The sequence below is a fragment of the Moraxella equi genome (assembly GCF_002027555.1).
Classification (GTDB): Bacteria; Pseudomonadota; Gammaproteobacteria; order Pseudomonadales; family Moraxellaceae; genus Moraxella; species Moraxella equi.
The window spans coordinates 1,928-17,986 of the sequence record NZ_MXAP01000118.1; the positions used below are offsets into that span (position 1 = coordinate 1,928).

Here is a 16,059-nt window from a genome sequence, read left to right on the forward strand (position 1 = left end):
TCAATTTTCAAAAGATTATCGGCGAAGGTTTTGTTTTGTCAAGTCTTTTACTCGCCAATCACTTCGCCCCACACGCCACACACAAATGCCCGAATCGCTTGCCAGTTATCATCATCGACCACGACCTGTTTTTCGGACAGTGCCAGATCGTGCGTGGTTTTTCTCAGTGCCAAATACGCCTGCGTGAGTCTGTCGCACCAGTCATCAGACCACAGTCCTGTCTTTGCCACTTCTTCAAAGATACGCACGTTGTCCGACCAGATGGCAAGGCTCGGGTGAGCATGGGCGTGGGCAAGCACCATAAACTGAGCCAAAAACTCAATGTCAATCAACCCACCAAAGTCTTGCTTAATGTGAAAAGGCTGAACCAGTCCGTGGTTGTTGGGCTGATTTGATGATTTGGTGCCAAGATGTTCTTTCATCTTTTGACGCATGGACAGCACGTCTTGGCATACCTGCTCGGACTCTCGGTAAGCGGTCAGCACCTGATGGCGAGTGGCATCAAAGGCATTCAGCACCGCCTTGTCGCCTGCAATGCCCCTAGCCCGTACCAGTGCCTGATGTTCCCACGCCCACGCCTTATCACGCTGATAGCCATCAAAGCCCTGCACCGACACGACCATCACGCCTGCGTTGCCCGATGGTCGAAGACGCATGTCCAGCTCATAGACACGCCCATCACGGGTCTGCGTGGTCAGATAAGTGATGACCTTTTGGACAAGGCGAGAGGCGAACTTCATGCCACTAATCACCTTGACATTGTCGCCCACGGTATCGGCTTTTTCGTCAATGTCATGCAAAAACACCACGTCCAAATCTGACGCATAAGACATCTCAATCCCGCCCAATTTGCCATAACCAATGACCGCAAAACCGCATGCCGTCTCATCGGTGGGCATGCCATTGGCACGCACGGGATGACCGTGTTTGGCGACCAGCTCATCATAAGCCCTGCTAAGTGCCAATGACAGCACAACTTCGGCGATAAAGGTCAGGCTGTCCGAGACTTTCATGATGTGGCGTAAGCCTAGAATGTCAGCGGTTGCCACGGCCAGCACCTGTGACTTTTTAAAGGTGCGAATGGCGGTCAGATACTGCTCATCATCAAAGGGCAGTACCCGAAGTAGCTGTTGTCTTAGGATGTCGGTTAGCTCTGCTTTGTTGGGCAAATGCAAATAACGCTGTTGTAAAAAGTCATCAAGGAGCATGGGGTGCAAGGCAAGCTCTCGTGCTATCCATGGACTTGCTGAGAGCATGGGAATGAGCCCCATGGTCGCATTCGGGTTCTCTGCTATCATCACCAGATATATCGAGCGACGGCAGATGGACTCCAACAGCGTGATAAGGCGTGGCACCGCATCATCGGCACGCTCCGCCCCATCGCTCTTGGCATGATGACAGAGTGCATGTAGCAAAATCGGATACGCCCCATCAAGGCGTGCTTTGGCATCAGAGTCTAAACTGGTAACTAGCTTGGACTGCCAAAACTCATCTAACAAATGCAAGCAATCAGCACTGAGCAGTCCCTGTAACACCTGCTCCATCTCTGCCGTCTCGCCCAGTGACTGCGTGGGGCTTTGGCGGTCGGTGACCATGCGGTTAAAGGGGGCAAAGACATTTTGCCGATGACGGGCAAGCACCGCTTGAAAATCCACCACACTCTCAAAGCCTAGCACCTGTGCAATCGCCACCAGCTCATCGCCCATTGGCAGTCTCTGAGTCTGCTCATCATGACGGGCTTGGATGGCATGTTCTAATCGCCGTAAAAAGCGATAAGCATCCATGAGCTTGGTGCATTCATCATCATCTAGATAATCAAGCTCACCCAACATAGACAGCACATCCAGACAAGCCGACCGCTCGCCCAATGCCAAATGATGACCGCCATAGATGAGCAAGAATGCCTGTGCGATGAACTCAACATCCCGAATACCGCCCACGCCCAGTTTGACATTATCGGTGTCTTGGCGTTGGGCTTGCTGTGCCATGATGAGCGTTTTCATCTCACGCAGTGCCGAAAAGGCGGTATAATCGATATAATAACGATACACGAAATTTTTCATCACTGCCGACAGCTCATCAGCAAAGGGCGTGGACACGGGATTGACCACTCTCGCCTTTAACCACGCAAACCGCTCCCACGTCCGTCCATGCTGATTAAAATACTTCTCTAACGCTGACAAGCTCATGATGAGCGGACTGCCATCACCCCACGGACGCAGTCGCATGTCCACCCGAAACACAAAGCCATGCTCGCTGTGGTCGTTAAGCAAGCGGATGAGCATTCGCCCAAGCGTGGTCATGAACTTCTGATTCTCCACGCTCTTTTTGCCCTGCTCGCTGATGTCAGTATCGCCCGCCCCTAGATGTACAAAAATCAGGTCAATGTCGCTTGATAAATTCAGCTCTCTTGCCCCGAGCTTGCCCATGGCGATGACGGCAAATTCATCAGGCGTGATTTTGGGGCTTTTTTTGCCCACGCCCCCCATGCCTGTCTGTGCCAACTGCACGCTACTGGTCATGGGGACTCCATACCGCTCTGCCGTCTTGTGCCATGCATAGTCCTTGGCAAAGCACACGCACGCATCGGCAAAGTCCGACAGCTCCGTGGTCAGATTCTCTAAGCTGATGACTCCCAACGCATCTTGCCATATCCATTTGACCATCAGCATGGCTCTAAGTTCTCGCATCGCTTGCATGACTGCCAATTCATCAATCTCATCATATCGCACATCGGCATATCTCATATCGTCTTTTTTATCATTCCCTTTCTTATTTATGCCATCTTTTACATCATTCTCTTTTACATTGTTTCCTGTTACATTATTCTCTTTTATGTCATCTTCTGCGCCGCTTATGCCTGCACAACTCGCCACAAACTCTCTGATTAGTCCATCAAACACCGCACGCTCAAGGGGGCAAGCCAAGCCAAACCGACCCAAAAACGCACCGACCTGTGACGGCTGTTTTTGATAAATGCCAAAGGCAAAAGGACTGGCAAGGGCAAGCGTGGCAAGCTCGCTATCACTGGGGCAAAAATCAGACATGGCAACTCGCTCGATTTGTTGATTTGGGATTTATTGATTGATGATTTTTGCTTATTTTACACCAAATTTAAAAATTTACGCTATAATATCCAAAAAACAACCCATCATCATCATGGCACACACCCTACTACTCATCACCAAAAGCCCCCACGACCGCCAAGGCAAAGAAGCCCTAACGACCGCCACCACGCTACTAGACAGTGGCGAGCGTGTCTCGGTGTTTTTCTATGGTGACGGAGCATACACCGCCAATCGCCTAGCGTGGCAAAGTGCGGACGTGCCTGATGTCGCTCGCCTGTGGGTCGCCCTTGCCGAGCGGTATCATTTTGATTTACCCGTCTGTGTCAGCACCGCTTTGGCACGGGGCATTAGCGACGCCGATAACACCAGTCGTCATGGCTTGGACGGTGAAAACATTCTGCCCCCTTTTCGCTTGGTCGGACTCTCCGAGCTGGCACTACACATCGATGATGACACCCAACTGGTGCAGTTTTAACCATGAATATCCTAATCAAACTTGCTAGCGACAACGAACTCATCGCTTATGAAGCACTCGCCCTTGCCTTTGTACTGGCAACCTTTGACCATGATGTCACGCTATTTCTGGACACGCCCACCCACCTACTGCTTGGCGACCCTGACAGTCGTCTCTATGGCATGATACAGTCGCTTGATTTGTACGACATAGAAAAGGCATGGCACGGCTTTACTGATGAGCAGATGGCACAATTTGATGATGACATTCGGCACGCCCTAGCTGGTGAGCGGTGTGTGCTTGATGATAAGCGTGCGTTATTTGACAGCGTACTTGAATTTTAATCTTAACCAATCCTACCAGCCCCAAACCCAACCCATGACCATGACCGACACCACAACTCCCCTGCCTAATAAGCTAACCTTGGACGCTGACGGGCATTTGACCGACCACACGCTTTGGACACCTGTCATCGCCCAACACCTTGCCGATACCTTGAATGTACAGCTAACGGACGTACATTATCGCATACTGGCACAGGTTCGGGCATTTTTTGACAAATATCATCACAGCCCTGCCACTCGCCCACTCATCAAACATCTATCCATCGCCCTGCCCGATGATGAGATTGACAACGCCAAACTCCAACAGCTCTTTAACACAGGATTAGTCGCACGCCATGTCAATCGCCTGGCAGGACTGCCCAAACCGCCGAATTGTTTATAGATGATTGATTAAAATGTGCATGTTCTTTATTTAGACAATCCAAAATTTAAAAACAAACCACTTTTTGCAAGGTTTGTTTACATTTTATTACAGTAAAATGATGAATATTTGGATAAGATAAGTTTTGAGAGTTTTTCTCACTTTTTTAACTAGGAGTTATCTTATGAAAAAGCTACTTGTTGTTGCCCTAGCTGGCATGTTCGTACTAACTGGTTGCAACACCATCAAAGGTTTTGGTAAAGACGTATCAAGAACTGGTGAAGCCGTGACTGACGGTGCCCAAAGGGTTCAAAACAAAATCTAATTGACACCCCATCAAACAAGCCCAATCTACACCAAGGTTGGGCTTGTTTTTGTTGGTTTGGTTTAGCTTAACTTATTTAACTTCGGTTCAACTTCGCTTTATCCGCATGGCATTTGCCACGACAAAAAGGCTAGACAAACTCATGCCAATGGCGGCAAGCCAAGGCGGTACATAGCCCATACCTGCTGGCACTAGGATAAGCGTGTTATACACCAACGCCCACCGCAGATTTTGGCGGATGATGTGGCGAGTTTTGACCGACAGATTGATGGCGTTATTAATGACGGATAATTTACCACCAAGCAGCACGCCATCTGCCGACACCTGAGCCAAATCGCTCGCTCCTGCCATCGCCACTGATACGTTGGATGCACCGAGTACAGGGGCGTCATTGATGCCGTCTCCCACCATCAGCACGGTATGTCCGTCTTTTTGTAGCTCTTTGATATGATTGACTTTATCGGTTGGCGATAGACCATGATAAGCATACTCTATGCCGAGCGTTTGGGCGACTGTCAAGGCGTTGTCGCTTGGGTCGCCTGTTAGCATGAGTGGGATAATGCCTTGTTTTTTAAGGTTATCTATCGTCTGCTTGGCGTCCGTGCGTACCACGTCATTAAAATAAAAACGTGCCACCATGTCCCAACTCTCGCCTGCCTTAACCGACAACGCCACTGACATATTTGCCCCGAAGGTATCGAGCCGTTCGACCATCACATGACCGCCACCACCATTTAACACAAATCCGTCATGCCCGATACGATACCACACCCCGTCCACACAGCCTTCCACGCCCCCTGCCGTGTGGTGCGTGGCGTTTTGTACTTTTGGCAAATGCAAACCGTGAGCGGACGTCAGGATAGCCCGTGCCACAGGGTGCTTGGAGCCGACTTCTAGGCTTGCCCCGACTTTTAGCCAATGCGTTTTGTCATGGGTGGTATAATCCACATGCAGTAGGTTGGCTTGCCCGACCGTGAGCGTGCCTGTTTTGTCAAATGCCACATGGCTGACTTCCGACAGGCTTTGAATGGTATGCCCCCGAGTCGCCAAAAAGCCCAAACCTGCCAGTCGGTTGGTCGCCATGGTCAGAGCAATGGGCGTGGCAAGGCTCAACGCACACGGACAGGTTGCCACCAGTACCGCCACTGTTGCCCATAGGGCTTGGGTTTTGTCCACAAACAGCCATATCACAAAAATCAGCACCGACAGCACGAGCACCCGAGCGACAAACCACCGTGCCATGCGGTCGGCATCTTGGGCGATTTGTGGTTTTTCGCTCATCGCACGGTTCATCAGGCGGTCGATGAGTGCCATTTGACTGTCGTCCGTTTGGGCGGTTACAAGCATGACAAAAGGCTGTGCGTCATTTTGTGAACCACCTGCCAATGTGTCGCCTTGCTTTTTAACAATCAAATCACTCTCGCCTGTCAAAAGACTCTGCGACACCGTGGCAGACTCCGACAACAGCACGCCATCACAGGCGATTTGTTGCCCTGCCTCTACCCAAATGACATCGCCGACCGTTAGGGCTTGGGAAAGCACTTTATCATCATCCACCACGTCATGACTGGCATGAGCATTTCGCCAGTCTTTGATGAGTTCGTTATCCAACGAACCATTGGCAAATTCTGCAATGAGTTCGTCCGAATGCCCAAGCCGTTTGATAAGCACAGGCTCAATCACGACCAAATCGCTTGCCATGTTGGACGCTTTTAACCGTGCGTTTTGCTCAATATAGCGACCGGCGAGCAAAAAGAAAATAAACATGGATACCGAGTCAAAATACGTCTCGCCTGATTGGGTCAGCGTGGCGTATAGGCTTGCCCCAAAGGTTACAATAAGGGCAATAGAGACAGGCACGTCCATATTGACCTGCCGAGCCTTTATGGCGTTATAAGCGGAACGAAAAAACGGTACGCCTGCATAAAAAATGACAGGCATGGTAACAAACAACGCCACCGTCCTTAGAAAATGACGGTGTTCGTCCGCCATGCCCGAATAATCGCCAAAATACAGCCCGATAGAAAACATCATCGCCTGCATCGCCCCGACCGCCGCCACGCCCAGACGGATAAGCATTTGCTTGTTTTGGCGTTTCATCATGGCTTCATGCGTGTCCTGTCGATACGGACGAGCGTCATAGCCGACCGAATGCACCGCCCCCAAAATATCGCCAATACTGCAACGGCTCTCATCCCAGTTTACACGCATACGCTGTTGGGTGAGATTGACCTGACAGGCACGCACCCCGTCCAGACCACGCAGGCGTGTCTCAATGAGCCATGTACATGCCGTACAACGCAAATTTGCCACCGACAGCTCTGCCGTACTACCCCCGTCTTCACGATAGACGAATTGGGCTTTGACATCGTCATGATTATAAGCATCAAAATTGGCAAGCGGTAGTGGTGCGGTCGGACTTATCTCACGGCGGTCAAGATAGTACTGCGACAGCCCGAGCTCAACAATGCTCTCTGAGGCAAGCTGACAACCCAAACAGCACATCGGGCGTGGCTTATCAAAAATCACGGTAAAAAATGGTTCACTGGGCAACTTCTCGCCACAATGAAAACAATGCCCGTCAGGGGGCAACACTAGGCTGGTGTCAATGGGGTCTTGGGGGGTGTCGGTCATGGCGTGTCATGCGTGCAAAAGTGGTATTATAACATGGCTTGGGTAGAATGGGTGGGGCGGGATGTGGCAAGCTCATTGCTTTTTAAATTTGACATCAGCTAACAAAATTGAATTTTACCACAAGGACCGTAGCACTTTTTCATTTTGTAATGAGGCAATGGCAAATGGTGCAAAGCAAGCAAACGATGCCATACAAAAAGTGGCTGATACCTACAAAACTGCCGAACAAAAAATTGCAGACGCCTACAAAAACGCCGAACAAATCGCCAAAGACCTTACCAAAGAAGTCTCAGGCACACTCAAAGAAATATCCGATGAGCTTGCCGATGCCTTTGATAAGTTTAAAGAAGCAGTACAAGACACCTTTGACAAATGGCGTGAACAGGTTGGTGATTTCTTTGCTAAATTTGATTTTCCCAACATTCCCACAGATTGGCTCCCCGACATCGTTAAAGATTGGCTAGATTTGCCACGCTCAGGCGAATACTACGTCTATGACCCATTAACCTTGGACTTAAATGGTAATGGCGTCATTGATGTTATTGGCACGGATGGTTATAAAGGGGCGTTATTTATTCATGACAATCTCAACATACCTGCAATCAATGAAGAAGAAAGATGGGCAGCTTGATTGTTATAGAAGAAGATAAATGTTGTGTTTGTGAGTGAATGGGTGTAAAATGTGTTGGTTGTCGGCTTTGGTGGGTTAGGTTTTGACAATAAAACTTAGTGCATTAAGGCTTAAAATGTTGGGTTTCACTGTCGTTCAACCCAACCTACGAGCTTAGGGCGATTTTAAATTTATCTGAGTATACATCTATTTCCTTTGCATTATTTGATGGATAGGTCTACAATGGTTTAATTTTTTTGACTGATTATATGAAAATTCGTGATTTTGTATTCTTATCTTTAATATGCTGTGCTATATGGGTTATACCCTACTGTGTTTGGCATGGTCGTGGACTGCCACCTGAAAAAGACTTGCATTATGTAACAGGTAAGGTTAGGCTGGTTACTGTTGCTAAAGATGGCAAAAATAGAGACATTAAACACATGAGTATTGTCAATCCCCAAACCAAAGAAAAACTGATGATTGCTTGTGGCAACATAGTTATTCCTAAAAAAGACATGTTTAGCAATTGTTTCTTAACAGATGACCATCTAAGCCAAACACTTACCATTGGTTATTATTACCAACCCTCAGTACTTGGTATTACCAATGAAATCCCCCAAATGGCAACCATTCATATCAATAAACCTAATGGTGAGATGACGGCTGTTGATAGTTATGCCTCAACAAAAGATAAAATAGTATCTGCTAATCGGTTTTTTTTGATATTTACTTTGTTTATCTCAATTTTGTTGATATGGTCTGAGATAAGAGATTTTAAAAAAGAGCTAAAAAAGAAGGAGCAAGAATATGACAACTAAACTAATCACAGAAGCCGTCGAGCAAGCCATTAAAACCGCTGGTGGTGCTGGCGGTGTTGCTGGCAATGGCATTAACATCAAAACACTGCTTGATAAAGCGGAAGGCGGTGATGGGGTTGGTGTGGGTGCTGCTACGGTAGCAATAGCGGCTGGTATTGCTGGTACCGCATATACTATTATTGAAAAAAGCCCAGAAGGTAAGTGGGCAAAAGGAATAGTGGGGCTAGGTGCCATCGCTGGTGTTGCATTAGCTTATCAAGACTATCAAACCATGAAAGACAGCTATACCAAAAGCGGTGAAATTAACCTAAAAGATGCCCTTAGCTTTGCAGGTAATGCATTGGCGGTTGCGGCAGGTATTGCCCTGATAGCTAATCCAGCTGGAGCAACTGTTGCTGCACTTACAGTGGGTTCGGTAGCTTTTGCAGGAGCAAGTTTGGCTGTTGATAAAGAAACAGATTTATTTAATAATGACATCAAGGATAAACTAAACGACATCGCCTTAGGTAAGCCCATTCAAGATTTCTTTGATAACCAAGTCGGAGATGCTGTCGAAAAAATGCTAGAAAACAGAGAAAAACTAGGAGAGTTAGTAGATAAAATCAAAGATGAAATCACCAATAGCGAAAACCACAGCCCAACCAAATTACTTGAAAAACTGCTAACACCAATCATGGAGTTTGGTATCAGCCTTTCAAAAGATGGTGATAAACTGTCTGATGAAATTGGGGATATTGCTAAAAAAGCATGGGAGTTTACCAAAGAAGTATGGGATAAAATAGCCGACTGGCTTGAAAATCCTACAGATTGGCTCCCTGACATCGTCAAAGACTGGCTAGACATCCCCCGCACAGGCGAATACTACGTCTATGACCCACTTACCTTGGACTTAAATGGTAATGGCGTCATTGACGTGATTGGCACGGATGGTTATAAAGGGGCGTTATTTGACCATGATGGCGATGGTGTGATGATTAGTTATCAAATCAACATACTTGCAATCAATGAAGAAGAAAGATGTGTGGCTTGATTGTTATAAAAAAGGATAAATGTTGTGTTTGTGAGTGAATGGGTGTAAAATTTGTTGGTTATCGGCTTTGGTGGGTTAGGTCTTGATAATCAACCCTGGTTGTCTGTACTCAACCTTTGAACTGATAACAACTTTTGTGTTTATAAAAAACAGTTGTTTTTTATGTATTTTATGATATATTATCTCAAGTTTTAATCAATTGTTTGGTTGGTTTTAAAAATGTCAGAAATAGATAACAAAAAAAGAGCACCTGCTTGGCTTGGTGTTTTATCTTTTTTAGCATACTCATCTTTCTTTCTTTTTTTGATGTATAGGTATGGATATAGCAACACAGATACCAGTTGGATTAAGGAGTTAAATTATTCCTTTATACAAATTTGTGCCACAATACTTATTTTATTTTATTTGATTGATGAATATTTAAAAAAACAAAAGAAAAGTTCATTTTGGTTTGATTATGCTTATGACTTAGTTTCTGCCTGTGTTATTGGTATGTCTATAGCTTTTCCTTTGTTTATTATAATATTGTTTAATTTTTAGGAGGTTTTGATATGGGTGATAATTTGCTCAAACATGCTGAACAAGTTGACAGTTATGTAGGTTTGGTTGGCGATATTTCTACTCTGCTTGAGAAAGGAGCAGATGGGTCTGATGGTGTAGATAAGGCAATAGCTTCATTGTCTTTAGCTAATTCTCTTGTAGGATTGGCTGGAAGTCGTAACCCTGATTTGGAAGCATTTGCAAAAGGTTACGGATTTGCAACGGATATTTTGCTTACAGAATTGGCTCTTGCTCAGATGTTTGAAAATATTGGGGAGAGGGATGCTAAAGGAGCAATCTCAAATGCTTTTGCGGCAACATCTGGTGCAACTAAAATCTTAGGGAATATGGTATCTAAAGATGAAGGAAACTGGGGGAGAAAAAGCTTATCAGGAATTGGGGTGATAGCTTCTTCAACATCAAATATTATTGAAAGTGAGGCTGTGGAATTAGCCACTAACAAACTAACAGATGGTATAGAAAAAACAGTCAATACTTCTAATCAAATTGCCAAACAAATATCTGATGCTGCTATCAAATTAAATAATGTCATTAATAATGTCAAAACTACCGCCAAAGATGCTTTTGATAAGGCTGTTCAAAAAGCCACTGATGCCTATAAGACCGCCGAACAAAAAATCGCAGATGCCTACAAAAACGCCGAACAAGCCTTTAAAGATGGTGTAAAAAGTGCTGAGCAAATCGCTAACGAGGCTCTAGAAAAAGCCGAGCAAATCGCCAAAGACCTTACCAAAGAAGTCTCAGACACATTCAAAGAAATATCCGATGAGCTTGCCGATGCCTTTGATAAGTTTAAAGAAGTAGTACAAGACACCTTTGACAAATGGCGTGAACAGGTTGGTGATTTCTTTGCTAAATTTGATTTTCCCAACATTCCCACAGATTGGCTCCCCGACATCGTTAAAGATTGGCTAGACATCCCCCGCACAGGCGAATACTACGTCTATGACCCATTAACCTTGGACTTAAATGGTAATGGCATCATTGACGTTATTGGTACGGATGGTTATAAAGGGGCGTTATTTGACCATAATGGCGATGGTATTGCCACCGCAACAAGTTGGGTATCGGGTGCCGATGGTCTTTTGGTGTTGGATAGAAATGGCGATGGCGTGATTAATAGCGGTCGTGAGCTCTTCGGGGATAGTACACTGCTATCTGATGGATCGACCGCCCGTCACGGCTATGAGGCACTTGCTGAATTTGATGGCAATGGTGACGGTGTCATTAATGCTGATGACGAGATTTTTAGCCGTCTAAAAGTATGGCAGGATAAAAATGGCGATGGCATCAGCACCCAAGATGAAATGACAGAGCTTGACAAGTTGGGCATTGACAATCTGTCTTTGACATATCGCGATGTCAATAAAGCACTGGGAAAAGGCGTAACAGTCGCCCAGCAAGGTACTTATACCAAAGATGGTGCCAAGCACATGATGGCGGATTTACAATTTGAGCATAACAGTATTTACAGCCGTTATACGGACAGCTTGGAGCTGTCTGATGCTCAAAAAGAACTCCCAAATCTAAAAGGCATGGGTAGATTAAGAGACCTACGACAAGCCAGTGCACTATCCGAAAACCTAACCAATCTTTTGACCCAATATCAATCAGCAACCACCAAGACTGCACAGCTTGCTCTACTACCTGCTCTCATCAATGCATGGGCAGAGACTGACCCGAGCACCAAAGATGAAAACAGTGACATCATGTTTTCATCATCATTAACACGCACTAGAAATTCAGGCGTTGGTCTGACACCATCACAAGCCAGTGCTATTGCCAATTTCGTGATTGACCCAGTGTCACAGAAAAAGCTTAATGAAATCCGACACAAAATTGATATTTTGGATAGTTTTACAGGAACAAAAACTGAAAAAATTTATATCACCAACAATAAACGTGCCGAAGAAATCTTAAAATCTATTAATACCAGCCACCATAATCTAGAAAAGAGTATTTATCACGCTCTTTTGACACAAACAAGACTTTCGCCTTACCTTGAAAAAGTTGCTCTTGCCTTTGGTGATAACGGTCTTTCTTTTGATTACAATGAATTAGAAGCATTCATCAACGCCAAATACCAAGATGACCCAAAAAACGCCTTTGTGGACTTGGCAGAACTTTTGGTCTATGGTGGCGTCACTGGATGGGGCGAAGGTCGTGTCATATTGGCTAAGTTTGCCCAAGATGCTAAAGACAAGGGCGTTATTGAGGACTACCTTGCCTTATTGGATAATGCAACAACTGCTAAGCTTGCCACTCAATACGGAAGCGACAGCAATGACCTGTTAACTGCTGTCGGCATGCTGGATAAAGATATACTAGAGGGTCATGAAGGTAATGACACATTAATAGCAGGAAATGCAGACAGCCTTCTAATCGGTGGTACAGGTTCTGACACCTATATTTACAAACAAGGTTTTGGTAATTCAATTATTGACAATCATGATATCAGTCATGGCAGACTGGATGTTATTAACATCACATTTGCAAATCTTGCCGATATCAACTATGAACGTCAAGGTGAGAGTCTTGTTATCCGAGTCGCAGGTGAATCAGGCACAATTACCGTTCGTGATATGTTTGCTGGGGATGAATTAACTAAGCACATTGACCAAATCATACTCAAAGACGGAGTCATTACCCTAAGCGACATTAAAAAAGAGCTTTTAAAAGGTACAGATAATAACGATACCATCATCGGTTTTGGTAGTGACGATATCATCCATGCAGGAGCAGGAGATGATATCATTGAGGGTCGTGGTGGCAATGACATTATTTATGCAGGAGACGGCAATAACCGCATCAATGCAGGGGCAGGAGATGACATTATTCATCTACTAAGTGGCAACAATCATGCCTATGGTGGCGATGGAGATGATATCATATATTCGGGCATTGGTAACGACAAGCTAGAGGGTGGCATTGGCTCAGATGTTTATGTGCTGGGTAAAAATTTCGGTAAAGACGAAATCATTAATTTCAACCCAAACGGTCAGGATAAAGATGTGATTAAATTCACTGATGGCATCTTGCTTAGCCATTTGGATATCAAACGTACAGACAACCATTTGATTATCAATCAAAAAGGAACCACCAATAGCATTAAAGTAACAAACTTCTTTGAAAGAGATGCACTCGGTGATTTTAGCGTACAACAAATTATTGGAACAGATGGCAATTATCTTACAGCCGACCAAATAAAAGCTATTGTCATGCAAGGGACAGCAGATGATGACAACCTATATGCTTATAGTGAAGGCTCCAGATTGGATGGCAGGGAAGGGTCTGACAGACTAATTGGCAACGCTGGCAACGATACTTTGATTGGTGGTGCTGGTAATGACCGATTAGAAGGTGGTGAAGGCAATGACACCTATTTGTTTGAACTGGGTGATGGTAGAGATACCATTAATAGCTATGATGATAACACCAATAAGATTGACAGCATTGTCTTTGGTGAGAACATCAGCCCCGAACAAGTAACTCTAAAACGAGTTAATAGCAACCTTGTCATCAGCTATTCAGAACAAGATCAAGTTACTGTAGAATACTTCTTTGATGCTAATGGGGCAACCAACTATCGCATTGACCAAATCAAGTTTGCAGACGGTACTATTTGGCATGTTGATGACATCAAAGATAAAGTATTACAAGCCACACAAGGCGATGACGTCATTCAAGGCTATGCTGGTGATGACACTCTGACAGGCTTGGATGGTAATGACATGCTGATTGGCAATGCTGGCAACGATACTTTGATTGGTGGTGCGGGTAATGACCGATTGGAGGGTGGTGAAGGTAATAACACCTATATCTTTAGCCTCGGAGATGGCAAAGACACCATTTATAGTCATTATCAAAACAAGCATGACATCATTGAGTTCACGCAAGACATTCATGCTGATAAGGTGCTTATTAAAAGAGACTACAACAACCTTGTCATCAGCTATTCAGAAGAAGACCAAGTTACTGTAGAACACTTCTTTGGTGACAATGGCTTGACCACAAACCACATCAACCAAGTAAAATTCACTGATGGCACCATTTGGACAGCAGATGACATCAAGAGTCTTATTGCTCAAGGTACGCCTCATAATGACAACATTTGGGGTTATGACAATGAAGATGATGTCATTTACGGTCAAGATGGTAACGACAACCTATATGGAAAAGGTGGCAATGACACTCTAATTGGTGGCACTGGTAATGACACTCTTAATGGTGGTGCTGGCAATGACACCTATGTGTTTGAAGGTCAGTGGGGTCAAGACATCATATCTGACAATGCTGGTACTAACCAAATCCGTTTGGAGGGTGTGAGTCCTGATGATTTACACCTATTTAGAGATGGCAATGCCTTAGTTATTAAACAGCTTGGCACCGACAATAAAATTACCATCAACCATCAATTTGCTGATAACGAGAATGTCACTGACGTAAGAATCATACAATCCATCATCTTTGATAAAGATGTCGTTTGGGATGCTAATACCATTAAACAAAAGGCTGTAATTGGTACAGATGATGATAACATCATTCATGGTTTTAGTGATGATGATGTCATGTTGGGTGGTATTGGTAATGATACCTTAATTGGCAACGCTGGCAATGACACTCTAATTGGTGGTGCTGGTGATGACACCCTTAATGGTGGTGCTGGTGATGACACCTATGTGTTTGAAGGTCAGTGGGGTCAAGACATCATATCTGACAATGCTGGTACTAACCAAATCCGTTTGGAGGGTGTGAGTCCATCTGATGTTTATCTATATCGTGATAACGTACACCTAATGATTAAACAATTAGGCTCAGAAAACAGCATTCAAATCTTATATCAGTTTGATGACAACATCAATCACAACCCTATCTCAAGCATTCTATTTGCTGATGGGACAATATGGGAAAGCTCCATCTTTAAGCAACTTGCGGTTATCGGAACACAATCGGATGATGTACGTCACGGTTTTGATAGTGCTGATATTATGCATGGTAGAGATGGTAACGATACGCTCTATGGCAACGCAGGCGATGACACTTTAGATGGTGGTAGTGGCAACGACATCCTAGATGGCGGCTTGGGTGCAGACCGCCTACTTGGTGGTGCTGGCAATGACACCTACCATGTCAATGAATCAGGAGATGAAGTTATTGAGAACGCCGAAGAGGGGGAGGATATTGTCATCAGTGAAATTAACTACACTTTAACTCAAAACGTAGAAAATCTCACTCTAACCAATAATCAACAGGCCATCACTGCAACAGGAAATAATCTAAACAACATCCTAACTGGAAACACCTTTAACAACATCCTAGATGGAAGAGAAGGAATAGATACCATGATTGGCGGTCTAGGTGATGACACTTATTATGTAGATAACACCTTAGATATTATCATAGAGAAAAATGATGAAGGTTACGACAGCGTCATTGCAAGTAGCGACTACATATTATCAGAACATGTTGAAAATCTAACCTTGATCAAAGATGCCATCGTTGCTGTCGGTAATGACCTAGGCAACACCCTCATTGGTAACGGCAAATCCAACCGCTTAGATGGCGGTAGTGGCGACGACACTCTAGATGGGGGTTTGGGTACTGATACCATGATTGGAGGTTTGGGCAATGATACCTATCATGTAGACAACGCCCTAGACGTCATCATAGAACTGCCTGACGAAGGTTATGACACCATCATTAGCCAAGTTGATTATACGCTTGTCAAAAATGTGGAGCGTATAATTCTAGAAGCAGGCTCAAATGCCACTCATGCCACAGGCAACGAACTTGACAATCACATTATCGGCAATGAGACAGATAATGTGATTGACGGCGGCATGGGTGCCGA

The 16,059-nt window shown here is 44.9% G+C and carries 11 protein-coding genes; 9 read left to right on the top strand and 2 right to left on the bottom strand.

Going from position 1 to position 16,059, the window contains the following annotated elements; genetic code table 11:
- Window positions 1–47: 47 nt before the first annotated feature.
- Complete coding sequence (gene glnE, locus B5J93_RS11005; RefSeq protein WP_228144932.1) at window positions 48–3,047, bottom strand: bifunctional [glutamate--ammonia ligase]-adenylyl-L-tyrosine phosphorylase/[glutamate--ammonia-ligase] adenylyltransferase; 3,000 nt, start codon at window positions 3,045–3,047, stop codon at window positions 48–50.
- 112 nt (window positions 3,048–3,159) lie between these two features.
- Here glnE and B5J93_RS11010 point away from each other — a divergent pair, with 112 nt between their 5' ends.
- From B5J93_RS11010 to B5J93_RS11025, 4 genes are all read left to right on the top strand, one after another.
- Window positions 3,160–3,543 carry a DsrE family protein gene (locus B5J93_RS11010; protein WP_079326427.1) on the top strand — a complete coding sequence of 128 codons (384 nt, stop codon included), beginning with the start codon at window positions 3,160–3,162 and terminating at the stop codon, window positions 3,541–3,543.
- A 2-nt stretch (window positions 3,544–3,545) separates the two neighbouring features.
- Window positions 3,546–3,866 (top strand): hypothetical protein, encoded by a 321-nt coding sequence (locus tag B5J93_RS11015; RefSeq protein WP_079326419.1) that lies wholly within the window; start codon window positions 3,546–3,548, stop codon window positions 3,864–3,866.
- 40 nt (window positions 3,867–3,906) lie between these two features.
- A complete protein-coding gene (locus tag B5J93_RS11020; protein ID WP_228144933.1) occupies window positions 3,907–4,248 on the top strand; it encodes a TusE/DsrC/DsvC family sulfur relay protein in 342 nt (113 codons plus the stop codon).
- A gap of 163 nt (window positions 4,249–4,411) precedes the next feature.
- Window positions 4,412–4,552: an entericidin A/B family lipoprotein gene (locus tag B5J93_RS11025; RefSeq protein ID WP_079326420.1), complete on the top strand. Its 141-nt coding sequence runs from the start codon at window positions 4,412–4,414 to the stop codon at window positions 4,550–4,552.
- Window positions 4,553–4,639: 87 nt separating this feature from the next.
- Here the strand turns inward: B5J93_RS11025 and B5J93_RS11030 are convergent, their stop codons facing one another.
- A complete protein-coding gene (locus B5J93_RS11030; protein WP_079326421.1) occupies window positions 4,640–7,186 on the bottom strand; it encodes a heavy metal translocating P-type ATPase in 2,547 nt (848 codons plus the stop codon).
- A 157-nt stretch (window positions 7,187–7,343) separates the two neighbouring features.
- Here B5J93_RS11030 and B5J93_RS11035 point away from each other — a divergent pair, with 157 nt between their 5' ends.
- The 5 genes from B5J93_RS11035 to B5J93_RS11050 all read left to right on the top strand — a co-directional run.
- Entirely contained in the window at window positions 7,344–7,817 is a 474-nt protein-coding gene (locus B5J93_RS11035; RefSeq protein ID WP_143823536.1) for a hypothetical protein, read from the top strand.
- Between the two features lie 248 nt (window positions 7,818–8,065).
- Entirely contained in the window at window positions 8,066–8,617 is a 552-nt protein-coding gene (locus tag B5J93_RS11040) for a hypothetical protein (RefSeq protein WP_079326423.1), read from the top strand.
- The gene (locus B5J93_RS11045) at window positions 8,607–9,647 is read left to right on the top strand and encodes a hypothetical protein (RefSeq protein ID WP_079326424.1); all 1,041 of its coding nucleotides are present in this window, start codon (window positions 8,607–8,609) and stop codon (window positions 9,645–9,647) included. The genes B5J93_RS11040 and B5J93_RS11045 overlap by 11 nt, the downstream gene beginning before the upstream one ends.
- A gap of 219 nt (window positions 9,648–9,866) precedes the next feature.
- Window positions 9,867–10,187, top strand: coding sequence for a hypothetical protein (locus B5J93_RS13360; RefSeq protein ID WP_143823537.1), 321 nt, complete (start codon window positions 9,867–9,869; stop codon window positions 10,185–10,187).
- A gap of 443 nt (window positions 10,188–10,630) precedes the next feature.
- A partial coding sequence (locus B5J93_RS11050; RefSeq protein WP_211278883.1) for a calcium-binding protein occupies window positions 10,631–16,059 on the top strand: 5,429 nt, incomplete at its 3' end.